23 protein-coding genes and 1 tRNA gene are annotated in these 23,631 nt (G+C 70.8%); 18 read left to right on the forward strand and 6 right to left on the reverse strand.

What is annotated here, in order from left to right; all coding sequences use genetic code 11:
• Nucleotides 1-2: 2 nt before the first annotated feature.
• Both BK819_RS07555 and BK819_RS07560 read left to right on the forward strand, forming a co-directional pair.
• Nucleotides 3-1,013 carry an alpha-ketoacid dehydrogenase subunit beta gene (locus BK819_RS07555; protein ID WP_071328578.1) on the forward strand — a complete coding sequence of 337 codons (1,011 nt, stop codon included), beginning with the start codon at nucleotides 3-5 and terminating at the stop codon, nucleotides 1,011-1,013.
• A complete protein-coding gene (locus BK819_RS07560; RefSeq protein WP_071328579.1) occupies nucleotides 1,010-2,389 on the forward strand; it encodes a dihydrolipoamide acetyltransferase family protein in 1,380 nt (459 codons plus the stop codon). The genes BK819_RS07555 and BK819_RS07560 overlap by 4 nt, the downstream gene beginning before the upstream one ends.
• Here the strand turns inward: BK819_RS07560 and BK819_RS07565 are convergent.
• Nucleotides 2,382-2,984 carry a TetR/AcrR family transcriptional regulator gene (locus BK819_RS07565; protein ID WP_071328580.1) on the reverse strand — a complete coding sequence of 201 codons (603 nt, stop codon included), beginning with the start codon at nucleotides 2,982-2,984 and terminating at the stop codon, nucleotides 2,382-2,384. The two genes, BK819_RS07560 and BK819_RS07565, sit on opposite strands and share 8 nt — an antisense overlap.
• Nucleotides 2,985-3,095: 111 nt before the next feature.
• Here BK819_RS07565 and BK819_RS07570 point away from each other — a divergent pair, with 111 nt between their 5' ends.
• Genes BK819_RS07570 through BK819_RS07590 form a run of 5 tightly spaced genes read left to right on the forward strand, consistent with a single transcriptional unit; the run spans nucleotide 3,096 to nucleotide 9,038 of the window.
• Nucleotides 3,096-4,649, forward strand: a complete 1,554-nt coding sequence (locus BK819_RS07570) for a carboxyl transferase domain-containing protein (protein WP_071328764.1) — start codon at nucleotides 3,096-3,098, stop codon at nucleotides 4,647-4,649.
• Between the two features lie 5 nt (nucleotides 4,650-4,654).
• Complete coding sequence (locus BK819_RS07575) at nucleotides 4,655-6,589, forward strand: biotin carboxylase N-terminal domain-containing protein (protein WP_071328581.1); 1,935 nt, start codon at nucleotides 4,655-4,657, stop codon at nucleotides 6,587-6,589.
• A complete protein-coding gene (locus tag BK819_RS07580; protein ID WP_305728802.1) occupies nucleotides 6,589-7,737 on the forward strand; it encodes an acyl-CoA dehydrogenase family protein in 1,149 nt (382 codons plus the stop codon). Before BK819_RS07575 ends, BK819_RS07580 begins: the two co-directional genes overlap by 1 nt.
• A gap of 9 nt (nucleotides 7,738-7,746) precedes the next feature.
• Nucleotides 7,747-8,235 (forward strand): MaoC family dehydratase, encoded by a 489-nt coding sequence (locus tag BK819_RS07585; protein ID WP_071328583.1) that lies wholly within the window; start codon nucleotides 7,747-7,749, stop codon nucleotides 8,233-8,235.
• On the forward strand, nucleotides 8,232-9,038 hold the full coding sequence (locus BK819_RS07590; RefSeq protein ID WP_071328584.1) for a CoA ester lyase: 807 nt from the start codon (nucleotides 8,232-8,234) through the stop codon (nucleotides 9,036-9,038). The genes BK819_RS07585 and BK819_RS07590 overlap by 4 nt, the downstream gene beginning before the upstream one ends.
• 7 nt (nucleotides 9,039-9,045) lie before the next feature.
• Here BK819_RS07590 and BK819_RS07595 read toward each other — a convergent pair whose 3' ends face one another.
• Both BK819_RS07595 and BK819_RS07600 read right to left on the reverse strand, forming a co-directional pair.
• On the reverse strand, nucleotides 9,046-9,633 hold the full coding sequence (locus BK819_RS07595; protein WP_060922608.1) for a histidine phosphatase family protein: 588 nt from the start codon (nucleotides 9,631-9,633) through the stop codon (nucleotides 9,046-9,048).
• The gene (locus BK819_RS07600) at nucleotides 9,630-10,469 is read right to left on the reverse strand and encodes a Sir2 family NAD-dependent protein deacetylase (RefSeq protein WP_071328585.1); all 840 of its coding nucleotides are present in this window, start codon (nucleotides 10,467-10,469) and stop codon (nucleotides 9,630-9,632) included. Before BK819_RS07600 ends, BK819_RS07595 begins: the two co-directional genes overlap by 4 nt.
• A 65-nt stretch (nucleotides 10,470-10,534) precedes the next feature.
• Here BK819_RS07600 and BK819_RS07605 point away from each other — a divergent pair, with 65 nt between their 5' ends.
• Nucleotides 10,535-11,341, forward strand: a complete 807-nt coding sequence (locus tag BK819_RS07605) for an RNA methyltransferase (RefSeq protein ID WP_071328586.1) — start codon at nucleotides 10,535-10,537, stop codon at nucleotides 11,339-11,341.
• A gap of 9 nt (nucleotides 11,342-11,350) precedes the next feature.
• Here BK819_RS07605 and BK819_RS07610 read toward each other — a convergent pair whose 3' ends face one another.
• Nucleotides 11,351-12,178 (reverse strand): SGNH/GDSL hydrolase family protein, encoded by an 828-nt coding sequence (locus BK819_RS07610; protein WP_025103427.1) that lies wholly within the window; start codon nucleotides 12,176-12,178, stop codon nucleotides 11,351-11,353.
• 146 nt (nucleotides 12,179-12,324) lie between these two features.
• Here BK819_RS07610 and BK819_RS07615 point away from each other — a divergent pair, with 146 nt between their 5' ends.
• Together BK819_RS07615 and BK819_RS07620 are read left to right on the forward strand one after the other, a co-directional pair.
• Entirely contained in the window at nucleotides 12,325-14,067 is a 1,743-nt protein-coding gene (locus tag BK819_RS07615; RefSeq protein WP_071328765.1) for a DEAD/DEAH box helicase, read from the forward strand.
• 130 nt (nucleotides 14,068-14,197) lie between these two features.
• Entirely contained in the window at nucleotides 14,198-15,295 is a 1,098-nt protein-coding gene (locus BK819_RS07620) for a VIT1/CCC1 family protein (protein WP_071328587.1), read from the forward strand.
• Nucleotides 15,296-15,398: 103 nt separating this feature from the next.
• Here the strand turns inward: BK819_RS07620 and BK819_RS07625 are convergent.
• Nucleotides 15,399-15,481: transfer RNA gene (locus BK819_RS07625), tRNA-Leu, on the reverse strand.
• A 113-nt stretch (nucleotides 15,482-15,594) separates the two neighbouring features.
• On the opposite strand from BK819_RS07625, the gene BK819_RS07630 reads away from it, so the two are divergent.
• The gene (locus BK819_RS07630) at nucleotides 15,595-16,890 is read left to right on the forward strand and encodes a M20/M25/M40 family metallo-hydrolase (RefSeq protein ID WP_071328588.1); all 1,296 of its coding nucleotides are present in this window, start codon (nucleotides 15,595-15,597) and stop codon (nucleotides 16,888-16,890) included.
• Between the two features lie 47 nt (nucleotides 16,891-16,937).
• Nucleotides 16,938-17,768: an undecaprenyl-diphosphate phosphatase gene (locus BK819_RS07635; RefSeq protein WP_071328589.1), complete on the forward strand. Its 831-nt coding sequence runs from the start codon at nucleotides 16,938-16,940 to the stop codon at nucleotides 17,766-17,768.
• Here BK819_RS07635 and BK819_RS07640 read toward each other — a convergent pair whose 3' ends face one another.
• Nucleotides 17,769-18,617, reverse strand: coding sequence for a PAC2 family protein (locus BK819_RS07640; RefSeq protein WP_060922601.1), 849 nt, complete (start codon nucleotides 18,615-18,617; stop codon nucleotides 17,769-17,771).
• Nucleotides 18,618-18,705: 88 nt separating this feature from the next.
• Here BK819_RS07640 and BK819_RS07645 point away from each other — a divergent pair, with 88 nt between their 5' ends.
• Genes BK819_RS07645 through tatA form a run of 6 tightly spaced genes read left to right on the forward strand, consistent with a single transcriptional unit; the run spans nucleotide 18,706 to nucleotide 23,601 of the window.
• Complete coding sequence (locus BK819_RS07645) at nucleotides 18,706-19,389, forward strand: HAD family hydrolase (protein ID WP_371259828.1); 684 nt, start codon at nucleotides 18,706-18,708, stop codon at nucleotides 19,387-19,389.
• Complete coding sequence (locus BK819_RS07650; protein WP_071328590.1) at nucleotides 19,386-20,405, forward strand: tRNA (adenine-N1)-methyltransferase; 1,020 nt, start codon at nucleotides 19,386-19,388, stop codon at nucleotides 20,403-20,405. Before BK819_RS07645 ends, BK819_RS07650 begins: the two co-directional genes overlap by 4 nt.
• Before the next feature lie 10 nt (nucleotides 20,406-20,415).
• Complete coding sequence (locus BK819_RS07655; protein WP_071328591.1) at nucleotides 20,416-21,348, forward strand: hypothetical protein; 933 nt, start codon at nucleotides 20,416-20,418, stop codon at nucleotides 21,346-21,348.
• On the forward strand, nucleotides 21,348-22,340 hold the full coding sequence (locus BK819_RS07660) for a YafY family protein (protein WP_071328592.1): 993 nt from the start codon (nucleotides 21,348-21,350) through the stop codon (nucleotides 22,338-22,340). The genes BK819_RS07655 and BK819_RS07660 overlap by 1 nt, the downstream gene beginning before the upstream one ends.
• Nucleotides 22,337-23,320: a YafY family protein gene (locus tag BK819_RS07665; RefSeq protein WP_071328593.1), complete on the forward strand. Its 984-nt coding sequence runs from the start codon at nucleotides 22,337-22,339 to the stop codon at nucleotides 23,318-23,320. Before BK819_RS07660 ends, BK819_RS07665 begins: the two co-directional genes overlap by 4 nt.
• Before the next feature lie 44 nt (nucleotides 23,321-23,364).
• Nucleotides 23,365-23,601 (forward strand): twin-arginine translocase TatA/TatE family subunit, encoded by a 237-nt coding sequence (gene tatA, locus BK819_RS07670; RefSeq protein ID WP_025103438.1) that lies wholly within the window; start codon nucleotides 23,365-23,367, stop codon nucleotides 23,599-23,601.
• The last annotated feature ends 30 nt before the right edge of the window (nucleotides 23,602-23,631 follow it).

Here is a 23,631-nt window from a genome sequence, read left to right on the forward strand (position 1 = left end):
CCATGACCGAACTCACTCTCGGCAAGGCGCTCGGCGCCGGTCTCCGCCAGGCGATGCGCGACGACGAGAAGGTCGTGCTCCTGGGAGAGGACATCGGCAAGCTCGGCGGCGTCTTCCGGATCACGGACGGCCTCCTCGACGAGTTCGGGGCGGCCAGGGTCATCGACACCCCCCTCGCGGAGTCCGGGATCGTCGGCACGGCCGTCGGCCTCGCCTTCCGCGGCTACCGCCCGGTCGTCGAGATCCAGTTCGACGGGTTCGTCTACCCGGCCTTCGACCAGATCGTCTCCCAGGTCGCGAAGCTCCACTACCGCACCCAGGGGCGCGTGAAGATGCCGATCACCATACGGATCCCGTGGGCCGGTGGCATCGGTGCCGCGGAGCATCACTCCGAGTCTCCGGAGGCATACTTCGCGCACACCGCCGGCCTGCGGGTCGTCGCCGTCTCGAACCCGGAAGACGCCTATCGGAGCCTCCGGCAGGCGATCGCCTCGGACGACCCCGTCGTGTTCTTCGAGCCCAAGCGGCTCTATCACCACAAGGGCGAGGTCGATCTCGAAGCTCCGCTCGCGGACGCGCCGCCGATGGGACTCGCGCGGGTCGTGCGCTCCGGGACGGACGTCACGGTCCTCACCTACGGGGCCATGGTGAGCACCGCGCTGCAGGCGGCGGAGGCGGCGGAAGACGAGGGCGTCGCCCTGGAGGTCATCGACCTTCGTTCCCTCTCGCCGGTGGACTACGACTCGGTCGCCGCCTCGGTGCGGAAGACCGGCCGTGTGGTCGTGGCGCACGAGGCCTCCCGGGAAGCCGGACTCGCGGCGGAGGTCATCGCGAGCGTGACCGAACGCTGCTTCGAGTACCTGGAGTCCGCCCCGCTGCGGGTCACCGGCCACGACGTGCCCTACCCGCCGGCGAAGCTCGAGAAGTACCATCTGCCCGACCTCGACCGGATCCTCGATGCAGTCGACCGCGTGATGGATCGCCCGCACAGCCTGACGGGAGCAGACGCATGATCGCCGAATTCCGCCTTCCGGACCTCGGTGAAGGTCTCACCGAGGCCGAGGTCGTGCACTGGCTCGTCGCGCCCGGCGACAGCGTCACGCTGAACCAGACCCTCGCCGAGGTCGAGACCGCCAAGGCGGTCGTCGAGCTGCCGTCGCCCTATGAAGGCACGGTGTCGACCCTGCACGCGGACGCGGGAGAGACCGTCGCCGTGGGAGCACCGCTGATCGCCTTCGACATCGAGGGGGAGGATCCGCCCCCGACGCCGTCCGGTGGCGAGCAGGAGGCTTCCCCGGAGAAGGCGCAGCCGAACCTCGTGGGCTACGGAGCCGCCCCGACATCGAGTGGACGCCCCGCGCGCCGGGCGCGGCGCCGGAGTGCCGCCCAGGTGGCCTCGGCGGCCGACACCGCCGTTCTCGAGGCGGCCCCGCACGACGCGACGCCGTCGGTCGCGGTCGAGCCCATTCTGGAGCGACCACGGTCCACCCCTCCGGTGCGCGCCTACGCGAAACGACGGGGCGTCGACCTCGTCCTCGTCGCCGCGGAGATCGGTGACCGCGTGATCACGAGGGCAGACGTGGATGCGTACGCGGAGCGCATCGGAGCGGATCCGTCGCGGCCCGCCCGGGCGCCCGAGCGCGTGACCACCGCGGCATCCGGAACCCTTCCGCCCGCGGAGGGGAGGCCGCGGGAGACGCGCATCCCGATCCGCGGGGTCCGCAAGCACACGGCGGCGGCGATGGTGCAGAGCGCGTTCACCGCGCCGCACGTCACCGTCTTCCACACGGTCGATGTGACCGCGACCATGGAGATGCTGGCACGCCTCCGCGACGACCGAGCGCTCGCGGCGCATCGGATCGGCCCGCTCGCCGTCGTCGCGAAGGCGGTCTGCCTCGCCCTGCGCCGTGCTCCGGGCCTGAACGCGCGGTGGGATGAAGAGTCCGGGGAGATCGTCGAGTACGGCTTCGTCGACCTCGGCATCGCCGCCGCGACCGAGCGTGGTCTCATCGTGCCGATGATCCGGGACGCGGAGCGGATGAACCTGGTGGAGCTGTCCGCAGCGATCCGTGCGCTCGCAGAGACCGCGCGTGCGGGGAAGACCTCGCCGGCCGAACTGGCCGGAGGTACGTTCTCGCTGTCGAACATCGGGGTGTTCGGGGTGGATGCCGGAACACCGATCCTCCCGCCGGGGCAGTCCGGCATCCTCGCGGTCGGCGCCGTGCGTCGGCAGCCGTGGGAGTACCGCGGGGAGATCGCGCTGCGTCAGCTCATGACGCTGAGCCTGTCCTTCGACCACCGCCTCGTGGACGGGGCCGAGGGTGCGACGTTCCTCAAGGACGTGGCCGACATCCTCGAGGATCCGGGGCGGGCGATGCTGCTCAGCTAGCGGCGCGCAGCGCGGCCTCGGCCATCGCGACCAGCACGGTCGCGGTGGCCGTGTGTCGTCTCGTCGCGGCTCGTGTGCTGTGCGGGGTCGAGTTGATGAGACCGAAGCACGCCTGCACGCGCAGCCGCAGCTCGTCGCGGTCCAGGGGTTCCGGACGATCGAGGGCGGCGAGCGCATCCATCCAGAGCTCGATGTAGGCGCGCTGCAGGCGACGGACCTCGGCGCGGTCGTCGGCGTCGAGGAAGGCGAGGTCCCGGTCCTGCACCTGGATCACCTCGGCGTTGCCGAGCGCGAACTCGACGTGGAAGCGGATGAGTCCGCGCATCCGCTCGTCGGCTGCCGTCGTCTCCGCGGATACGCGTCGTCCGCCCGCGACGAGGTCCTGACTGACCTTGACGAGGACCGCACCGAGAAGGGCCTGCTTCCCGGCGAAGTGGCGGTACACCGCGGGCCCGGACACGCCGACGGCGGCACCGATGTCCTCCAGGCTCACGCCGCTGTACCCGCGCGCGGCGAAGAGTCGTGCCGCGGCATGCAGAAGCGCGTCGGAGCGTTCCGCCTTGGCGCGGTCGCGGGCGGTGGCGGGGCTTGTCATCTCAGTTAATCCTCGCTAACCTGAATCAACGGGTTAGTGAACACTAACCGAGAATGCATGCAGCGCGCCAGGTTCCCTCCCGGCGCGACGTGGGTCGAGGAGGACGTCACGATGCCGGCAACCCAGGAAGCGCTCGCCCAGCAACTCCGCGACCGTCTCGCCGCGGCAGCGCAGGGCGGGCCGTCCGCCTCCCGTGAGCGCCACGTCGCCCGCGGCAAGCTGCTGCCGCGCGACCGGGTGGCGCGCCTCCTCGACGAGGACAGTCCGTTCCTCGAGGTCGCGCCGCTCGCGGCCGACGGCCTGTACGACGGCGAGGCACCCGGGGCCGGTGTCATCGCCGGCATCGGCCTGGTCCACGGCCGGCACGTGATGGTGGTCTGCAACGACGCCACCGTGAAGGGCGGGACCTACTATCCGCTCACCGTGAAGAAGCATCTGCGGGCGCAGGAGATCGCCCTCGAGAACCGCCTGCCCTGCCTCTACCTCGTCGACTCGGGTGGCGCCTTCCTTCCCCGCCAGGATGAGGTGTTCCCGGATCGGGAGCACTTCGGACGCATCTTCTTCAACCAGGCGCGGCTGTCCGCGCAGGGCATCCCGCAGCTCGCGGCGGTCCTCGGCTCGTGCACGGCCGGAGGCGCCTACGTTCCGGCGATGAGCGACGAGACCGTCATCGTCCGTGGACAGGGCACGATCTTCCTGGGCGGGCCGCCGCTGGTGAAGGCGGCGATCGGCGAGGTGGTCACGGCGGAGGAGCTCGGGGGAGGGGAGCTGCATGCCCGTCGCAGCGGCGTCGTGGATCACCTGGCCGACGACGACGAGCACGCCCTAGAGATCCTCCGCGACATCGTCGCCACGCTGCCGCCGCCGCTCGCCCCGGCCTGGGACGTCGGGGAGACTCGCGCTCCGGCGGAGCTCGGCTCCCTGTACGACGTGGTCCCCGTGGACGTCAACGCCGCGTACGACGTGCGCGAGGTCATCTCACGCCTTGTCGACAGCGACACCTTCCATGAGTTCAAGGCCGAGTACGGCACCACACTGGTGACGGGTTTCGCGCGGCTGCACGGCCACCCCGTGGGCATCGTCGCGAACAACGGCGTGCTGTTCAGCGAGTCGGCGCTCAAGGGCGCGCACTTCATCGAGCTCTGCGATCAGCGGGGCATCCCCCTGCTCTTCCTGCAGAACATCACCGGGTTCATGGTCGGGTCCGACGCGGAAGCCGGCGGCATCGCGAAGGACGGGGCGAAGATGGTCACGGCCGTCGCGACCACCCGCGTCCCGAAGCTGACCGTCATCATCGGCGGCTCCTTCGGAGCAGGCAACTACTCGATGTGCGGACGTGCCTACTCTCCGCGGTTCCTCTGGACCTGGCCCGCGAGTCGGATCTCGGTCATGGGCGGAGCACAGGCCGCCTCGGTACTCGCCACCGTGAAGGACGACCAACTGTCGGCGCGCGGCGAGTCCTGGACCCCGGAGGAGCGGATGGCGTTCGAGGAGCCGATCCGGGCGCAGTACGAGGAGCAGGGCGAGCCGTACTACGCGACCGCGCGGCTGTGGGACGACGGCATCGTCGACCCGGAGCAGACCCGCGACCTCCTGGGCCTCGCTCTGGACGTCGTCGCCCGCAGCCCCCTGCCCGAGCCGCGCTTCGGCGTCTTCCGGATGTGAGCCCCATGTCGTACTCGCCTTCCTTCTCGTTCTCCTCGGTCCTCGTCGCGAACCGAGGGGAGATCGCCCGCCGGATCATCCGAACCCTCCGCGACCTCGGCATCCGCAGCATCGCGGTCTACAGTGACGCGGACGCGGACGCGCCGCACGTCCGCGAGGCGGATGCCGCCGTGCGGATCGGTCCGGCACCGGCGGGGGAGTCCTACCTCGACATCGACGCCGTCATCACGGCGGCTCGCGCCTCGGGGGCGGAGGCCGTCCACCCCGGGTACGGATTCCTCTCCGAGAGCGTCGGGCTCGCACAGGCGTGTGCGGAGAGCGGCATCGTCTTCATCGGCCCCACCGTGGAGGCCCTGCAGATCATGGGCGACAAGGCGCGAGCCCGTGAGCACGTGAGCCGCAGCGGCGTACCCGTGGTGCCGGGCTTCGACGCGCGCGGGCTGTCCGACGCGGAGATCCGTGAGGAGGCCGAGGCGGTCGGATTCCCCCTCCTCGTGAAGCCGAGCGCTGGCGGGGGCGGGAAGGGCATGGAGGTCGTCGCCGACAGCGCCGGTCTTCCCGGCGCCCTCGGATCCGCCCGACGCGTCGCGGCATCCGCCTTCGGCGACGATGCGCTCATCCTGGAGCGTCTCATCCGCCGACCGCGTCACATCGAGGTGCAGGTGTTCGGCGATGCGCACGGCACCGTCGTGGCGCTCGGGGAGCGCGAGTGCACGCTCCAGCGTCGTCACCAGAAGGTGATCGAGGAGGCGCCGTCCGCCGGGATCCCGCCCGCGACCCGCGACCGGCTGCTCGCGGCGGCCGTGCGCGCCGCGGAGAGCGTCGCCTACGTCGGAGCCGGCACCGTGGAGTTCCTCGTCGACGCGGACGCCCCGGAGGATGCCTTCTTCATCGAGATGAACACCCGGCTGCAGGTGGAGCATCCGGTGACCGAGGAGGTCACCGGACTCGACCTCGTCGCGCTGCAGCTCCGCATGGCCGATGGACAGCCGCTCGACGTCGAGCCCCGGACGACCGGCCATGCCGTGGAGGCGCGGGTGTACGCCGAGTCGCCGGAACGCGGGTTCCTCCCCTCGACGGGGACCGTGCTGCTCTTCGAGGCGCCTCCGGGCGTCCGGGTGGATGCGGCCGTCGAGTCCGGGAGCGTGGTGAGCGGGTTCTACGACCCCATGATCGCGAAGGTCATCGCGTGGGCGGAAGACAGGGAGACGGCCTTGCAGCGCCTGGACGACGCTCTCGCCCGCACCGTGGTGCTCGGCGTGGAGACCAACATCGCGTTCCTGCGCGGGCTCCTCCAGGATCGCCGGGTGCGCGAGGGAGACCTCGACACCGGCCTCATCGAGACCCTGCTCCCGCTCACACCGACGCCCCCGTCGGCAGCGCAGGTCGCTGCGGCCGCCCGCGTGGTGCAGAACCGCCCCGAGGCGTTCACCGCGCGCGCGGGAGCCGGCCCGCTGTGGTGGAGCCTCCCGGGATGGCGTCTCGGGGCCGCGCCGCACGCCCCCGAACCCGCCGCCCTGCTCACCGACGACGACGAGATCGTGCGCGCGACGCCGCCCCTGATGCGCTCCGAGCGGGTGCACGCGGCCCGCGACGCGGAGGGCGCGGTATGGGTCAGCGAGGGAGGACGGACGCTGCGGCTGCGCCCCCTGGACCGCCGCGGCCGGATGCGCAGGCGCCTCGCCGCTGCGGAACGCGAGGCCAGGGCCACGGAACCCGAGGCTCGCGCGCCCATGCCCGGCGGCGTCGTGGCCGTTCACGTCGAGGACGGGGCGGCGGTCCGGGCGGGAGCGCCCCTCGTCGCGATCGAGGCGATGAAGATGGAGCACCCCGTGCTCGCGCCGCACGACGGCGTGGTGCGGCTGCTGGTCGCGGTCGGCGACCAGGTGCGGCGCGACCAACCGGTCGCCCGCGTGACGATGGCGGAGGAGGACCGATGATGCACGATCTCACCGAGGAGGAGCGCGAGCTCGCCGCGATGGTACGCGAGTTCGCCGACACGGTCGTCGCGCCGCAGTCGTACGAGGCCGATCGCACACACACGCTCTCCATGGACGTCGTGCGGCAGATGGGAGAGCTCGGCCTCTTCGGACTGCCCTTCCCCGAGGAGTACGGCGGGCAGGGCGGCGACTACATGGCGCTCGGCCTCGCCATCGAAGCCCTGGGGCGCGTCGACCAGTCGATCGCGATCACCCTGGAGGCGGGGGTGAGCCTCGGAGCCATGCCCGTCTTCCGCTTCGGCACCGAGGAGCAGAAGCGCGAGCTGCTGCCGGATCTCCTCGCCGGTCGCGCCCTGGCAGGGTTCGGGCTCACGGAACCCGAGGCGGGAAGCGATGCGGGGGCGACGCGGACGACCGCGCGGCTCGACGGCGACGAGTGGGTGATCGACGGCTCCAAGCAGTTCATCACCAACTCGGGCACTCCGATCACCCGGTTCGTGACGGTCACCGCGGTCACCGGCCAGAGCGAGGGGCGCAAGGAGATCTCGACCATCATCGTCCCGAACGGAACCCCGGGATTCACGGTCGAACCGCCCTACGACAAGGTGGGGTGGAACGCGTCGGACACCCATCCGCTGACGTTCGACGGAGTGCGGGTGCCGGCGAGCAATCTCCTCGGCGAGCGGGGGAGCGGGTTCCGCAACTTCCTCAGCATCCTGGACGAGGGCCGCATCGCGATCGCCGCTCTGTCGACCGGCGCGGCGGAGGGGTGCCTGGAGGCGGCGGTCGAGTATGCCAAGAGCCGCACCATCTTCGGCAGCGCCCTCAGCACGCGGCAGAACGCCCAGTTCACGCTGGCGCGGATGAGGGCGCGCGTGCATACCGCGCGGCTCGCGTGGCACCATGCCGCGCGTCTCCGTGACGCCGGAGAGGCGTTCGCCGAGCAGGCGGCGATCGCCAAGCTCGTCGCGGGCGAGGCAGCGATGGACAACGCCCGTGACGCGACGCAGATCTTCGGCGGCAACGGGTTCATGAACGAGTTCCCGGTGGCGCGCCACTACCGTGACTCCAAGATCCTCGAGATCGGCGAGGGGACTACGGAGGTCCAGCTCCTCGTGATCGCCAGGGCGCTCGGGCTCGCCCGGTAGCGTGGAGGCATGACCATGCGCGAGATCGTGCAGCGCGGACTGTACTACGAGGAGTTCGAGACCGACGTCCGGTACGTGCACCGCCCCGGTCGCACGGCTACGGAGGCGGATAACGTCCTCTTTACGACGCTGACGATGAACACCCAGGCGCTGCATCTGGACGCCGCGTTCGCGGATGCCCAGGAGCCCTTCCACGCGCGCCTCATGAACTCCCTGTGGACGCTGTCGACGATGGTGGGCTCCTCCGTCGCCCAGCTCACGCAGGGAACGCTGGTGGCGCAGCTCGGCCTCGGCGACATCGCCTTCCCGCATCCGTTGTTCGCCGGGGACACGCTCACGACCGAGAGCGTCGTCGTCGACAAGCGGCTCTCGTCGTCCCGCCCCGGCCAGGGCATCGTGCAGATCGCGCACACCGGACGCAATCAGGACGGCACCGTGGTCGCGACCGCCGTCCGCACGGTGCTGGTGCGCTGCCGGCCGGAGGAGGACGCCGCATGACCTTCGACCTCGGCCCTGCCCTGCTGTTCTGCCCGGCGGACCGCCCGGAGCGCTTCGCGAAGGCCCAGGAACGGGCGGATGCCGTGATCCTCGATCTGGAGGACGCCGTGCTGCCGGAGGCGAAGAACGAGGCCCGCGAGAACATCGTCGCCGCGGACCTCGACCCCGCGCGCGTCATCGTACGGGTGAACGCCCCGGACTCCGCTGCCTTCGCGGACGATCTCGAGGCCCTGGCGCGGTCACCCTTCCGGACCGTGATGGTCGCGAAGACGGAGAGCGCGGTGAGCCTGGACGCCTTCGACACAGGCTTTACCCTGCTCGCGCTGTGCGAGACGGCGCGCGGGATCCATGCGGCGCCCGACATCGCCGCGCATCCGGCGGTCGCCGGACTGATGTGGGGCGCGGAGGATCTGGTGGCCTCCCTCGGCGGCACCTCGTCGCGGAACGCGGAGGGCGGCTACCGCGACATCGCGCGCTACGCCCGTTCCCGGGTGCTGCTGGAAGCCGGTGCGCACGGGAAGGCGGCGATCGACGCCGTGCACGTCGACATCGGCGATACCGCGGGGCTGGAGCGGGAGGCGGAGGATGCGGCGGCGTCGGGGTTCCGCGCGACGGCATGCATCCATCCGAGTCAGGTCGCGGTCATCCGGGCGGCATATGCCCCGGACGCCGAGACCGTGGCATGGGCGCGCGAGGTGCTCGCCGCTGCGGCGCAGGAGCGCGGTGTGTTCCGCTTCCGGGGACGCATGGTGGACGAGCCCGTTCTGCGGCACGCGCGCGCCGTGGTCTCCCGCGCCCGCTGAGGTCCGGTCAGAGGACGGGCGTCTCCTCCAGCAGCCGGAGGTAGCCGGGCGCGGCGACGAACCGGTGCGCGGAGCCGTTGCGCAGCACTTCGCCGTCCCGGGGGAGCGTGCCGCCGGAGACGTGGTCGATGACGGCGCGGATGACGCCGCCGTGGGTCACGACGAGCACCGACTCCGCCTGCGGCGCCGACCTCCGCCGGGCGTCCCGCGCGATCCGGTGCAGCGCGGCGATGGCGCGCACGCCGACCTCGTGCAGCGACTCCGCGCCCGGGACCTCCGCGTGCCAGTCGCCGTAGGTGGAGATGTAGTCGGGGACGAGCATGCCCTCCCCGTCGCCGAACTCCCGCTCCCGGATGTCGGGGACCACGCCGGCGATCTCCAGACCCAGGCGCTCGGCGATGATGCCGGCGGTCTCGCTCGCCCGCACGAGCGGGCTCGTGTAGACGGCATGGTGCGTCGTGCCGGCTAGCTTCTCTGCCGCCCATCGGGCGTCCTCGCGGCCCGTCTCGTTCAAGGGGATGTCGGTCGACCCTTGGATGCGACGGGCGAGGTTCCAGTCGGTCTGACCGTGGCGGATGAGGGTGAGATAGGTCACGAGAGCATCTCCTGGAGGGCGGGGAGCACGTCGCTGGTGCCGGCGGCGATGGTGACATCGGCCCAGGCGTCCGCGCGGGTCGGCTCGCGATTGACGATGATCAGAGGGATGCCGCGCCGACGCGCACGGTTCACGAGGCGCACGCCGGAGTTCACGACGAGAGAGGAGCCGGCCACGATGAGCGCCTCGCTGGAGCGCAGCAACGACTCCGCGGCACGGAAGCGGTCCTGCGGCACATACTCTCCGAAGAACACCACGTCCGGCTTGAGCATGCCCTCGCAGACGGTGCAGGTCGGGACGAGGAAGCCCTCGGTGCTCTCCGGGAGGACGTCGCCGTCCGGCGCCAGCGCCACGTTCTCCGGGACGGTGATCCAGGGGTTGCGCTCCTCGATCTGCACGGCGATGTCGCGACGGTCGAACACCTGGCCGCAGTGCAGGCAGAGCACGCGGCGCATGGTCCCGTGCACCTCGATGACGTGCGAGCTGCCCGCGCGGAGGTGCAGCCCGTCGACGTTCTGCGTGATGACGCCCGAGACCACGCCTCTGGACTCCATCTCCGCCAGGGCGTGGTGGCCGGGATTGGGCGCGGCCTGCGCGAACGCCCGCCAGCCGAGATGCCCGCCGACCCAGTAGCGGCGCCGCGCGGCCTCGTCTCCGAGGTAGGTCTGGATCGTCATGGGGTTGCTGCGCGTGCGCGCCCCCTCGCCCCGGTAGGCGGGGATGCCCGAGTCGGTCGAGATGCCGGCCCCGGTGAGGAGGGCGATCCGCTTGCCGCGCAGCAGGGTGGCGGCGTGGGAGAGCTCTGCCGACGGCTCAGCGGTGTTCGTCACGCTCACAGGACCTCCTCGATCGAGTCTACGGGGCGTGGGGTGGGCGAGAGCCGGGCTGGCAGAGTGGAGCGGTGGACCTCCAGCATGTGACCGACATCGACGACCCGCGGCTGGACGACTACCGCGGTCTCACCGACACCGCCCTCCGCGCCGTCCGCGAGCCCGCCGAGGGACTCTACATCGCCGAGACCGCCAAGGTGATCGAGCGCGCGCTGGCCGCCGGGCACGAACCCCGATCGGTGCTGGTCTCGGCCCGGCGCGTCGACGAGGTGCGGCGCATCCTGGGGGAGCGTGCCGTTCCGGTGCTCGTGGTCCCGGACGAGGTCGCGGAACAGGTCACCGGCTATCAGGTCCACCGCGGGGCCCTCGCCGCCATGCGCCGTCCGGCTCTGGCTCCGGTCGCCGATGTGGTGCGCGACGCACGGCTGGTGCTGGTGCTGGAGGACCTCGGCGATCACACCAACGTCGGCGCCGCCTTCCGCGCCGCCGCCGGCCTGGGGGCGGATGCGGTGCTCGTGTCGGCGCGCTGTGCCGATCCGCTCTATCGGCGCAGCGTGGGGGTGAGCATGGGGACCGTGTTCCAGGTGCCGTGGACCCGGATCGACGAGTGGTCGACGGCGGTCTCGGATCTCCGTGAGCAGGGCTTCGACATCGCTGCCCTCGCGCTCAGCGATACAGCCGTGGATCTCCGGCTGTTTGCGGCACAGCGGCCCGCGAAGGTGGCGCTGCTCTTCGGAGCCGAAGGCGACGGTCTCACGCGGACCGCCCTCGACAGCGCGGACACCGTGGTCACCATTCCGATGGCCGGCGGCGTGGATTCGCTCAACGTCGCCTCGGCCGCCGCCGTGGCGCTGTGGGCACTCGCTCCTGCGGAGTGAGAGTGCGCGTCACTCCTTGCCGGGCAGGATGACCGGGGAGGGCTCAGGGCGCTTGGCAGCGATGTGGTCGCCGGAGGACTGGTGGCGCAGCCGGCGGAGCACCCAGGGCACGAGGTGCTCGCGGGCCCAGCCGAGGTCTTCGCTGCGGGCGGCACGCCAGGTCCGCAGCGGCAGGGGCTCGGGCTGCATGGCCTCGAGGTCGTTCGGCACGTTGAGGGCGCGGAGCACCATCCGCGCGACCTCGTGGTGGCCGAGCGCGTTGTAGTGCAGACGATCGTCGTCGAAGAATCGCGCATCCTGCACGACCTTCAGTGCCCACTGGTCCGCGACGATGCAGTCGTGGCGCTCGGCGATCGCGCGGACGTTCTCGTTGTAGATCGCGACCTTGCCGCGGAAGGGACGGAACACGGGCGTGAACCCCGTGTCGATGCCGGTGAACACGACGACGGCCGCGCCGGTGGACGACAGGCGCGCCACCGCGTCCTCGAGCTGGGCGGCGATGGCGTCCGGGTCGGTGCCGGGGCGGATGACGTCGTTCCCGCCGGCGCAGATCGAGATGAGGTCGGGGCGCAGCGCGACCGCGGGCTCCACCTGGTCGGCGACGATCTGCGCGATGAGCTTTCCTCGGACGGCGAGGTTGGCATAGGCGAAGTCGTCGACCTGCTGGGCGAGCACCTCGGCGACGCGATCGGCCCAGCCGCGGTGGCCCCCGGGGGCCGCCGGGTCCGGGTCGCCGATGCCCTCGGTGAACGAGTCGCCGATCGCGACGAACCGCCGCCAGGGGTGCGGGGTCTCGTTCGCGACGTACGGGGTCCTGGTCGATTCCTGATCGCTCATCCGGCTCTCCTTCGCGAAGGCGTGCGCGCACGATGATGACCGCCGCGCAGTGACCGAGCCTACCCGTGCCGGTGCTTTCGAGGGGGGACGCGCGCGGCGTCGCGGTGGATGCCCCGGTGTCGGTGGGAGCGATTATCGTGGAGTCGATGCTCTCTCCGTCCTTCCCTCAGCGCGCCCCGTGGGGAACGGCGAACAAGCTGCGGGCATGGCAGCAGGAGGCTCTGGACGCATACTTCCAGGCCGACCAGCGTGACTTCCTCGTGGCCGCCACACCGGGCGCCGGCAAGACCACGTTCGCCCTCACCCTCGCGGTCGAGCTGATGCGCATGGGCGAGGTGAACAGGGTCATCGTCGTGGCCCCCACGGAGCACCTGAAGACCCAGTGGGCCGACGCCGCCGCCCGCGTCCACATCCGTCTCGACCCGCGCTTCCGCAACAGCGATTGGGCTCCGGCGCGGCAGTATCACGGGGTCGTGGTGACGTATGCGCAGGTCGCCGCGAAGTCGTCGGTGCATCGCCACCTCACCGAGGACGCGAAGACCCTGGTGATCCTCGATGAGGTGCACCACGGCGGTGATGCCCTGAGCTGGGGCGACGCGATCCGCGATGCCTACGGACCGGCGAAGCGCCGACTGCTCCTCTCGGGCACGCCGTTCCGGAGCGACACGGCGCCGATCCCGTTCGTGGAGTACCTCCCGGACGAGACCGGAGCCCGGGTCTCCAGCACCGACTACGCCTACGGGTACGGCCGCGCTCTCGCGGACGGCGTCGTCCGTCCCGTGCTCTTCCACATGTACGCGGGGAAGATGCGCTGGCGGACGAGCGCCGGCGACGAGCTCGAGACCCATCTCGGGCAGGACAACACGAAGGATGTCACCTCGCAGGCCTGGCGCACGGCCCTCGACCCCGAGGGCGACTGGATGCCGGCCGTTCTCTCCGCCGCCGACCGCCGCCTCACCGAGATCCGGCACCACATCCCCGATGCCGGCGGGCTCGTGCTGGCCACGGATCAGACCGTCGCCAGGGCCTACGCCAAGATCCTGCACAGCATCACGCGCGAGCAGCCGACGATCGTGCTCTCCGATGACGCCACCGCGTCCGAGCGGATCGAGAAGTTCTCGGAGGGCACCGCCCGGTGGATGGTCGCGGTGCGCATGGTGTCGGAGGGCGTCGACGTGCCGCGGCTCGCGGTCGGCGTCTACGCGACCTCGTCGTCCACCCCGCTGTTCTTCGCCCAGGCCATCGGCCGCTTCGTGCGCGCCCGTCGTCGCGGAGAGGCGGCGAGCGTCTTCCTCCCCCACGTCCCCGTGCTGATGAAGCTCGCGAACGAGATGGAGAAGCAGCGCGACCATGCGCTCGACCGCCAGTCCAAGGACGATGACGGCCTCGACGACTCGCTGCTGGAGAGCGCGAACCGCGAGGACGAGGCCTCCGACGCACTGACCCAGGAGTTCAGCTACCAGGCGATCTCCTCCGTCGCCCACTTCGACCGGATGGTGTTCGACGGCAAGGAGTTCGGTCAGCTCGCCGAGCCGAACACGCCCGAGGAGGAGGAGTTCATCGGCTTCCCCGGCCTGCTCGAACCCGAGCACGTGCACGAGCTCCTCATGCAGCGGCAGGCCCGCCAGTCCCGGCATCGCGAGGTCCGGGAGGCCCAGGCCGAGCCGACGCAGACCACGACGCTGCCCGCACCGCTGCACCGCACCCTGCGCGAGCAGCGCCAGCTCCTGAACAGCCTGGTGGGCCTCTACGCACGGCAGTCCGGCCAGCCGCACGGTGCCGTCCACGCCGAACTCCGTCGCATCTGCGGCGGCCCGGCGGTGGCGCAGGCGACCGTGACGCAGCTGCAGTCGCGCATCGACGTGCTGCGCAAACGCGTCCGCTCCTGAGGGCGGTCTCGGCGCCGCTTCGGATCCCCGAAATGCTGGCAATCCGTGCCAGGACGCGGCCTGCGCGACACCCCGCGGATAGCGTGGAACGGTTGCCCGGACGCCGGGCACCGTGACACCTGGAGGTTCCATGACCGCCCCTGCCGCAGCCGATTCCACGGCCGCCGACCGTCGGCGCTGGGCTCGCTATCTCGTCGAGGAACGAGCGGAGGGCGCCGTCTATCAGCGACTGGCCGCTCGCCGGTCGGGGGAGGAACGGGCGATCCTGCTCGGACTCGCCGAGGCCGAGCGCCGGCACGAGAAGCACTGGCTCGATCTGCTGGGGGGCGAACCGACGCGCCTGCCGCGGGCGGGGGTCCGCTCCCGCCTCCTGGGGTGGATGGCCGGACGCTTCGGCTCGATCTTCGTCCTCGCCCTCGCCCAGAGCGCCGAGGCCCGCTCCCCGTATGACGCCGAGCGCTGGGCCACTCCGGCCATGCGCGCTGATGAGAAGGTCCACCACGAGGTCGTCCGCGGTCTCGCCGCGCGGGGCCGTCGTCGCCTCTCGGGCTCCTTCCGCGCGGCCGTCTTCGGGGCGAACGACGGCCTCGTCAGCAACCTGGCCCTGGTCCTCGGGATCGGCGCCACCGGCGTGAGCTCGGGCTTCGTGCTGTTCAGCGGCATCGCGGGTCTCCTCGCGGGCGCACTGTCGATGGGGGCGGGGGAGTTCGTGTCCGTGCGGTCGCAGCGGGAACTCCTCACGGCCACCGAGGCGAACGAGGACGCCGCGGCGGCCGCGGCCGACCTCGACATCGACGAGAACGAGCTCGCGCTCGTGTACCGCGCCCGAGGGATGGACCAGGGCGAATCCCTGGCCAGGGCCCGCCGTATCGTCCAGGCCGCCCAGGAGGGCGTCCGCCGGGCCGCCACGGGGCCGGTGGCCGTCCAGGGCGGGGACGCGCACGAGGTCGTCGGCAGCGACTGGACGGCGGCCATCTCCAGCTTCCTCCTCTTCGCCTCCGGCGCGATCATCCCCGTCCTGCCCTGGATCTTCGGCATGGAGGGCACCGCGGCGATCGTGCTCGCGCTCGTGCTCGTCGGCATCGCGCTGCTCAGCACCGGTGCGATGGTCGGCGTGCTCTCTGGGGGCCCGCCCCTGCGTCGCGCCCTGCGGCAGCTCGCCATCGGCTTCGGTGCGGCGGCGGTGACCTACGCGCTGGGTCTGCTCTTCGGCGTCGGCGCGGTGTGAAGGCGGTGCGGTCCCGCCTCGCGCGGGACCGCACCGGAGCACCGTGGCCGCTGCGGGAACGATGAAGGCCCCGGATCCGTGGATCCGGGGCCTTCGCTCTCTGTGCGCGGAGGGGGACTTGAACCCCCACGCCCTATCGGGCACTAGCACCTCAAGCTAGCGCGTCTACCATTCCGCCACCCGCGCAGGTGTTGGATTTGATCGTTGCCGACCGAAGAATGAGATTAGCACGTTCTCGGAGGCGTCTCGAACCGAGCGTGACGCCCGGGCGTGGCACGCGGTTTCGATAGCCTGAGTCCATGACCGATTCCTCCCTGCCGGAGGTCGCCCGCGTCGCGAGCGACCTCATCCGCTTCGACACCTCCAACTACGGCGGCGGCAACGCGAAGGGGGAGCGGGAGGCCGCCGAGTACGTCGGCGCGTACCTGCAGGAGCTGGGGCTCGAGGTCGAGTACTACGAGCCCATCCCGCGGCGGACGAACGTCATGGCCCGGGTCCCCGGCCGTGATCGCACCAAGCCTGCCCTCGTCGTGCACGGTCATTTGGACGTCGTCCCCGCGGTCGCCGAGGACTGGACGGTGGACCCGTTCGCCGGCACCGTGCAGGACGGCATGCTGTGGGGCCGTGGCGCGGTGGACATGAAGAACATGGACGCGATGATCCTCACCGCCGTGGCCGACATCCTGCGCGCGGGGGAGCAGCCGGAGCGCGACCTCGTCCTGGCGTTCTTCGCCGACGAGGAGAACGGCGGGGTCGAGGGCTCCGCGCTCGTCGTGAAGGACCGGCCGGAGTGGTTCGCCGGCGCGACGGCTGCGATCAGCGAGGTCGGCGGCTACTCGATCTCGGTCGACGATCGTCGGGCGTACCTGCTGCAGGTGGGGGAGAAGGCCCTGATCTGGATCCGCCTCGTCGCCACCGGTCGGGCAGGACACGGCAGCCGCCTGCACGAGGACAACGCGGTCACGAAGCTCGCCGAGGCCGTCGCCGCCATCGGCCGCACCCGGTGGCCGGTCCGGCTCACGCCGACCACGGAGGCGCTGCTCGAGGGTTTGAGCGCGTTGAGCGGCCGGAGCGCAGACGACCCCGACGCCCTCGCCGCCGCGGCCGGTCCGGCCGAGGCCTTCCTGCGATCGACGTTCCGCACGACCACCAACCCGACGGCCCTCACCGCCGGCTACAAGCACAACGTCATCCCGGAGCGCGCCGAGGCGCTGATCGACGTCCGAGTGATCCCCGGGACCGAGGATGACGTCCTCTCCGAGCTCCAGCGCATCGTGGGCGACGACATCCGGATCGAGACCGTGGTGCGCGACATCGGCATGGAGACGCCGTTCGCAGGGGAGCTCGTCGACGCGATGGTGGCGGCGCTGGGGCGGCACGACCCCGGCGTGCCGGTCATCCCGTACCTCCTGGGGGCCGGAACGGACAACAAGGCGCTGGCTACTCTCGGCATCACCGGTTACGGCTTCGCCCCGCTGCGTCTGCCCGCCGATCTCGACTTCACCGGGATGTTCCACGGAGTCGACGAGCGTGTGCCCGTAGACTCACTTGTCTTCGGTCAGCAGGTGCTGGCCGATCTGCTGCGCACGTACTGAGCGGTCTCCACGCGCTCCGTGCCGTCCCGAAAGACGAAGGCCTCTCCATGCACCTGCTCGAAGCACTGATCCTGGGAATCGTCCAGGGCCTCACCGAGTTCCTGCCGATCTCATCCAGCGCCCATCTGCGTGTCGTCGGGACGTTCCTGCCCTCCGGGGAGGACCCGGGTGCGGCGTTCACCGCCATCACGCAGATCGGCACCGAGGCCGCGGTCGTCGTGTTCTTCTGGCGGGACATCGTCCGCATCATCTCCCAGTGGTTCCGGTCCCTCTCCGGCAAGGTGCCGCGGAATGATCCGGACGCACGCATGGGCTGGCTCATCATCATCGGCAGCATCCCCATCGTGCTGCTCGGGCTCCTGTTCCAGGACCAGATCGAGACCGTCTTCCGCTCGCTCTGGATCGTGGCGATCATGCTCATCGTGTTCGGCATCCTCCTGGGAATCGCCGATCACGTCGGTGCCAAGCGCCGCAAGCTCGACGACCTGACCTACCCGCACGGCATCGCCTTCGGTCTCGCGCAGGCGCTCGCCCTCATCCCCGGTGTGTCGCGATCCGGTGGCACGATCACCATGGGTCTCTTCCTCGGCTATGAGCGCGCCGCCGCCGCCCGCTACGCCTTCCTGCTGGCGATCCCGGCCGTGTTCGGCAGCGGCTTCTACCAGCTGTTCAAGAGCTGGGGCGAGCCGTCCTTCTTCTCGCTCGGCGACACCGTGGCCGCGACGGGTGTCGCCTTCGTCGTCGCGCTGGGCGTGATCGCGTTCTTCATGAACTGGATCTCGAAGCGCAGCTTCCTGCCGTTCGTGATCTACCGGATCCTGCTCGGCGGCGTGCTGCTCGTGCTGCTCGCGATGGGCGTGATCCCGGCGTCCGCCTGATCAGCGCTTGCGGTCGCCCCGGCCGTCGTCGCGACGCCGCAGGTAGCGCTCGAACGCCTGGGCGATCGCGTCCCCGGACGCGTCGGGGGAGTCCCACGTGTCCCGCGTGCGCTCCAGCTGCCGGATGTACTCCGCCATGTCCTCGTCCTCGGATGCGGCGGCATCGATCGACGCCTCCCAGGCCGCGGCTTCCGTGCGGAGGTGCCGGCGGTCGACATCCACCCCTGTCAGCTCCTCGAGACGGTCGAGGAGGGCCAGGGTGACCTTCGGGGACGGAGCTGCCGAGGCCACGTAGTGCGGGACGCTCGCCCAGAGGCTCACGGAGGGGATACCCGCGTTCTCAGCGAAGTGCTCGAGCACGGTGAGGATGCCGACGGGGCCTTCGTACACCGAGCGCTCCAGGGCGTGGGCCTCCCGGACCTGCTCGTTCTGGCTCGACGCGAAGATCGAGATCGGGCGGGTGTGCGGGACATCGGAGAGCATCGCGCCGAGGGTCACGAACCCCGTGATGTCGTCGCGCAGCGCGACATCGATGAATTCGGACGCGAACGCCTGCCAGGTGCGAGCGGGCTCGGCGCCGGTGAGGAGCCAGAACTCGGGGCCGGGGCCCGGGTCTCGCGGGCGCCACAGCCCCGCCTCCGGCCAGGTCATCTGGCGACGGCCCTCGGCGTCGAGGCGCGTCGCAGGACGGGTGTACTGGTAGTCGAAGTAGAGTTCCGGATCGACCGAGTGCACGAGGTCGTAGCCGCCGGCCGCCTGCAAAGCGCCGACGGCTCCGGTGGCGGCCTCACCGGCATCGTTCCATCCGTCGAAGGCGGCGATGATGATGCGCGAACCGAGAACGTCCATGCCGTGCTCCCTTCGAGGTCGTGGTTCTGGTCCCCCCAGGCTAGCCCGCGTCGAGGGGATGTGGGCGGGCCCGGCTAGCATGGGTTCAGTGAGCAACAAGCCCCGCGCGGTCCTCTGGGACATGGATGGAACACTCGTCGACACCGAGCCGTACTGGATGGCGGCCGAGACCGCTCTGGTGGAGTCGTTCGGCGGCACCTGGTCCCATGAGGACGCCCTGCAGCTCGTGGGCAGCGGCCTGATCGACAGCGCGATCATCCTCCAGGGCGCGGGGGTCGACATGGCTCCCGAGACGATCGTCTCGCACCTCACGACCGCCGTGCAGGAGTCGCTGCGGACCCAGGGCGTCCCCTTCCGACCGGGCGCCCAGGAGCTTCTCCGCGACCTCCGCGCCGCCGGGATCCCGACCGGACTGGTGACGATGTCGCTGCGCCGGATGGCGCTCGACGTGGTCGGGCTGATCGAGTTCGAGGCGTTCGACATCGTCGTCGCCGGAGACGACGTCGACAACCCCAAGCCGCACCCCGAGCCGTACCTTCAGGCCGCGGCACTCCTCGATGTGGACATCGACGACGTCGTGGTCATCGAGGACTCGCCGACCGGTCTTCGCGCTGGTCTCGCTTCCGGAGCCCTGACGATCGGCGTCCCGCACATCGTCCCGCTCGACGGCCTGGGCGCTCACGAGCTCTGGGCGACCCTCGACGGCCGGGGCGCGGCCGACCTCGTGGAGCTCTTCGGATCCCGCGCCGCGATCACGGAGGCCACTCGATGACGACCCCTACCGCTCCGCGCCCCAGCGGCCCCTTCCGCGAGGGTGATCGTGTGCAGCTCACCGGCCCGAAGGGCCGCCTGCACACTGTCACGCTCCGCGAAGACGGCGAGCTGCACACCCACCATGGCGTCCTCCGCCACCGTGACCTCATCGGCCTTCCCGACGGCTCGGTCGTGGCCAACAGCTCGGGGCACGAGTACCTGGCGCTCCGACCGCTGCTGCGCGACTTCGCGATGTCGATGCCCCGCGGCGCCGCGATCGTCTACCCGAAGGACGCCGCGCAGATCGTCATGCAGGCCGACATCTTCCCGGGAGCCACCGTCGTCGAGGCGGGTGTCGGGTCCGGCGCCCTGTCCCTGTCGCTCCTGCGGGCCGTCGGCTCGACGGGACGTCTGCTCTCCTTCGAGCGCCGAGAGGACTTCGCCGAGGTGGCGCAGGCGAACGTCGAGACCTTCTTCGGGGAGCGGCCCGACTCGTGGCGCGTCGTCGTCGGAGACCTCGTCGCCGCGCTGCCCGCGGAAGTCGAGCCCGGCACCGTCGACCGGGTGGTGCTCGACATGCTCGCGCCGTGGGAGTGCATCGAGGCGGTCGCGGAGGCGCTGACCCCCGGCGGTGTCGTGCTCTGCTACATCGCCACCGCCACGCAGCTCTCCCGTGTCGCCGAGTTCATCCGCGGTACCGGGCTGTTCACCGACCCGGAGGCGTCGGAGACGATGGTGCGCGGCTGGCATGTCGAGGGACTGGCCGTCCGTCCGGATCACCGGATGGTCGCCCACACCGGCTTCCTCCTCACGGCTCGCCGGCTCGCCCCGGGCGCCGTGGCTCCGTCGGTGAAGCGTCGCGCTTCGAAGAGCAGCTACAGCGACGAGGATGTGGAGCTGTGGACACCGGGTGCGGTCGGCGATCGCGAGATCACCGACAAGAACCTCCGCAAGCGCGCCCGCGAAGCAGGGAAAGCCGCCGAAGGCGCGCGGTTGGCGGCGGCATCGCGCGAATCCGACCACCCGACGGAATAGACTGGAGCGCGTGCGTAAAACGTCCGCCGTTCTGGCCTCCCTCAGCCTCGCCGCGCTCGCCTTGACGGGATGCAGCGTGACCTCTTCGTCCGCCGATGCCACGTGCGATCGCGACGGACACGCCAACGGCATCGACAGTGCCGTCACGGTCAGCGGCGAGGTCGGCTCCGAGCCCGAGGTGGAGATCTTCGCACCGGTGCGTCTCACGGAGACGTCCTACGCCGACGCGGTCACGGGGGACGGGCGTGCGCTCGTGGATGACGCCCAGCCGCTCATCGCGCAGATCTCGATCTACAACGGCGCGACCGGCGAGCAGATCTTCCAGACGACGTACGACGAGGAGGACACCCGCCCGTCGACGATCGGCTCCTGGGCCACGCAGTCTCCTGGGCTCGCCGATGTCCTGGAGTGCGCGACGGGTGGCACGCGCATCGTGGCGGGTCTGACTCCGGAGGACTTCGGCGAGGCGAACCTCGGTGGCTTCGGCATGGGCGAGGACGACATCGCGGTGTTCGTGATCGATATCGTCGACGCCTTTCTCCCGAAGGCCGAAGGCACGCTGCAGTTCAATGACGCGCAGGGCATGCCGACCGTGGTGCGCGCCGACGACGGCACCCCGGGCATCATCATCCCCGACAGCGCCGCCCCGGAGGAACAGGTCGTCCAGACGCTGATCCGCGGAGACGGCGAGAAGCTGACCGACGAGCAGACGGCGCTCGTCCACTTCACCGCGGTGAGCTGGGACGACAAGTCCGTCCTGCAGAGCACGTGGGGACAGTCCGCCACCGACAGCATCCGCCAGATCGCCGCCCCGGTGGCCGACGCGCTGGTGGGCAAGCCGGTCGGCTCCCAGGTCCTCGTCGTCCTGCCGAAGACCGAGAGCTCCGCCGCGATGGCCGTCGTGGTCGACATCCTCGGCGTGTCCCCGGTCTCCGCACCCTGATGGCTGCCCGGATCCCTGCCGAAGAGCGCCTGACGAACCTCGTCGTGGCGCTGATGGCGACGGAGATCGGGCTCACCAAGCAGCAGATCCTCGACAACGTCTCCGGCTATCGCCAGCGCGCCGATGCAGGGACGCGCTCGGATGCTCTGGAGAAGATGTTCGAGCGGGACAAGGACGAGCTGCGCGCTCTCGGCGTCCCGATCGAGACGATCGGTGACGCCGCCGACCCGAACGACCTGCGGGAGGCCCGATACCGCATTCCGCAAGCGGAATACGACCTGCCAGGAGACATCGAGTTCTCTCCTGCGGAGCTGGCCGTGCTCCGCCTCGCCGGTAGCGTCTGGAGTGCGGAGTCCGTCTCGGGAGACGCGCAGTCCGGCGTCCGGAAGATCCGCGCCCTGGGCATCGACGGCGATGAGCCGATCATCGGCTTCGCGCCGCGGATCACCGCACGCGACGCTGCTTTCGCGCCTTTGCAGGACGCGATCGAACGCCGCAGGGTGGTCTCCTTCGACTATCTGAAGCCGGGAGAGGACGCGCCCCGGCGCCGGCGTATCCGTCCGCTCGCGTTGGTGGACTATGAAGCGCGCTGGCATGTCTACGGGGTAGACGTCGACATCGAGGAGGACCGGACGTTCCTGCTCAGCCGCATCGTCGGCGACGTCGTCGTGAGTGCGACCACGTTCGACGCGGCGTTGCGGGAGGGCGCGGGGGAGCGGGCGTTGAGCGGCCTCGAGCGTGTCGCCGCCGAGAACTCAGCGCTGCTGGAGGTCACCCCCGGTACCGAAGCGGCACTGCGCCTGGGCCGGCGTGCGACACCCGCCGCCCAGGGCATCCATGTGCCCTTCGTCGATCTGCACATCCTGGCGGACGAGCTGGCTTCCTATGGACCCGAAGTCCGCGTGGTCGAGCCCGCACCGCTCAGGGACGCGGTGATCAGCCGTCTGCGCGCGGTGGCCGAGGCCCACACCGATGCGGAGGTGTCGGCATGAGCGCCGCTCCCAAGCCTCTTCTCGCCGCAGAACGGGTCCGCCTCTACCTCACCCTCGTCCCGTATCTGCTCGAGCACGGACAGGTCTCGCTCGCGGAGGCCGCCGAGGAGTTCGGGGTGACCCCGCGGGAGATGCGGGCGATGGTCGAGAAGCTGACCGTCATCGGCCTTCCCGGCGAGGCGGGCTACTGGCAGCAGCCGCAGGAGATGTTCGACATCAACTGGGACCTCCTCGACCTCGAGGACGTCATCGAGATCACGAACGACGTGGCCCTGCGTCGGGTGCCGCGTTTCACGGCGCGTGAGGCCGCGGCCCTGCTCGCAGGCCTGCAGATGGTCGCCGCCGTGCCCGCCGTATCCGACTCCGGGCTCGTGGCCGGCCTCATCTCCAAGCTCTCGCGGGGAGCCGCTGACGCCCCGGCCGACGTCGTCGTCGCCCCGACCGCGGTGGACGAGGTGCGCGAGGTCGTCTCTCGCGGCCTGCAGAAGGGCGTGGCCGTCTCGTTCACCTACCAGGCTCCCGACGCGGCCCCGATGACCCGGACCGTGGATCCCGTGCAGATCCTCATCACGAACGGACAGTGGTACCTGCAGGGCTGGTGCCACATGCGCGAGGCGATGCGCACGTTCCATCTCGACCGTGTCAGCGCGCCGACCCTGACCGACATCCCCAGCACGCACGGCGGCGACCGGGTGCCGGAGGCGTTCGCGGGGCTGGAGGAGGAGCGCGAGGTCACCGTCCGCGTCCCGGAGCGCCTCGCGCCGCTGCTCAGCGGTTTCGTGCCCACGGAGACGCTCCGCATCGGCGACGGGATGGTGACGACGCAGCTCCACCTCGCGGACCCCCGCGGCATCAAACGGCTCGCGGCCCGTTTCGGCGGTGCGATGGAGGTCACGGATCCGGGGATCGCGCGGACCGCCACCCGGGAGTGGGCTGCCGCCGGACTCGCGCTCTACCACCGGCCAGATGCCGAGGTTTGATCTGTAGACTGGGCGGAAAGCCCCCCTACGACGGGATTGTCGATATGTTCGCTGGAATGCAAGGCTGGCACCTGCTCATCGTGCTGGCCGTTATCCTCCTCCTCTTCGGCGCTGCCAAGCTGCCGGCTCTCGCGAAGAGCATGGGCCAATCGGCCCGCGTCTTCAAGGGTGAGATGAAGGCCATGAAGGAAGAAGACGCGGTTCGTGCCGAGTCGGCTCCCGCGGAGCCGACGACGGTGAAGGACTCGGGCACCGACCCTGAGACTCCGCCTCGCGCCTGACCGGCCGTGGCAGCCATCGAACCGACCGTG

The sequence above is a fragment of the Microbacterium sp. LCT-H2 genome, assembly GCF_001866135.1.
In the GTDB taxonomy this organism is placed as follows: domain Bacteria; phylum Actinomycetota; class Actinomycetes; order Actinomycetales; family Microbacteriaceae; genus Microbacterium.

Bases quoted from the DNA above. Each gene is read 5' to 3' on its own strand.
- BK819_RS07590 (WP_071328584.1), top strand. From the start codon at position 8,232: ATGACCTTCGACCTCGGCCCTGCCCTGCTGTTCTGCCCGGCGGACCGC.
- BK819_RS07640 (WP_060922601.1), bottom strand. From the start codon at position 18,617: ATGGACGTTCTCGGTTCGCGCATCATCATCGCCGCCTTCGACGGATGG.
- BK819_RS07620 (WP_071328587.1), top strand. From the start codon at position 14,198: ATGACCGCCCCTGCCGCAGCCGATTCCACGGCCGCCGACCGTCGGCGC.
- BK819_RS07630 (WP_071328588.1), top strand. From the start codon at position 15,595: ATGACCGATTCCTCCCTGCCGGAGGTCGCCCGCGTCGCGAGCGACCTC.
- BK819_RS07615 (WP_071328765.1), top strand. From the start codon at position 12,325: ATGCTCTCTCCGTCCTTCCCTCAGCGCGCCCCGTGGGGAACGGCGAAC.
- BK819_RS07570 (WP_071328764.1), top strand. From the start codon at position 3,096: ATGCCGGCAACCCAGGAAGCGCTCGCCCAGCAACTCCGCGACCGTCTC.
- BK819_RS07565 (WP_071328580.1), bottom strand. From the start codon at position 2,984: ATGACAAGCCCCGCCACCGCCCGCGACCGCGCCAAGGCGGAACGCTCC.
- BK819_RS07665 (WP_071328593.1), top strand. From the start codon at position 22,337: ATGAGCGCCGCTCCCAAGCCTCTTCTCGCCGCAGAACGGGTCCGCCTC.
- BK819_RS07650 (WP_071328590.1), top strand. From the start codon at position 19,386: ATGACGACCCCTACCGCTCCGCGCCCCAGCGGCCCCTTCCGCGAGGGT.
- BK819_RS07635 (WP_071328589.1), top strand. From the start codon at position 16,938: ATGCACCTGCTCGAAGCACTGATCCTGGGAATCGTCCAGGGCCTCACC.
- BK819_RS07560 (WP_071328579.1), top strand. From the start codon at position 1,010: ATGATCGCCGAATTCCGCCTTCCGGACCTCGGTGAAGGTCTCACCGAG.
- tatA (WP_025103438.1), top strand. From the start codon at position 23,365: ATGTTCGCTGGAATGCAAGGCTGGCACCTGCTCATCGTGCTGGCCGTT.
- BK819_RS07585 (WP_071328583.1), top strand. From the start codon at position 7,747: ATGACCATGCGCGAGATCGTGCAGCGCGGACTGTACTACGAGGAGTTC.
- BK819_RS07555 (WP_071328578.1), top strand. From the start codon at position 3: ATGACCGAACTCACTCTCGGCAAGGCGCTCGGCGCCGGTCTCCGCCAG.
- BK819_RS07610 (WP_025103427.1), bottom strand. From the start codon at position 12,178: ATGAGCGATCAGGAATCGACCAGGACCCCGTACGTCGCGAACGAGACC.
- BK819_RS07660 (WP_071328592.1), top strand. From the start codon at position 21,348: ATGGCTGCCCGGATCCCTGCCGAAGAGCGCCTGACGAACCTCGTCGTG.
- BK819_RS07575 (WP_071328581.1), top strand. From the start codon at position 4,655: ATGTCGTACTCGCCTTCCTTCTCGTTCTCCTCGGTCCTCGTCGCGAAC.
- BK819_RS07580 (WP_305728802.1), top strand. From the start codon at position 6,589: ATGCACGATCTCACCGAGGAGGAGCGCGAGCTCGCCGCGATGGTACGC.